At 54.3% G+C, this 234-nt stretch carries 1 protein-coding gene; it reads left to right on the top strand.

What is annotated here, in order from left to right; genetic code table 11:
- Positions 1 to 234 (top strand): type VI secretion system Vgr family protein (locus ACTHUT_RS22425; protein WP_440386934.1); only part of this gene is annotated, 234 nt, incomplete at both ends.

Genomic DNA, 234 nt, shown 5'->3' on the forward strand with positions numbered 1-234 from the left:
ATGCACGACAGTGCCCATACCGACCATATCCCCGCCGATTGGAACACAAGGAACGTCATCCGTACCTGGGCGAACAACAAACTGAGGATGGAAGACCTGCAAGGTCAGGAACACATCAAACTCGCCACCGACTATCAGAAATCCCAACTCAACCTCGGCCATATCGTCGATTCAAACCGCAACAAACGCGGAGAGAACGGCGAAGGCTTCGAACTCAGAACCGACGGCTGGGGT

The organism is Neisseria sp. P0022.S010 (assembly GCF_051956635.1).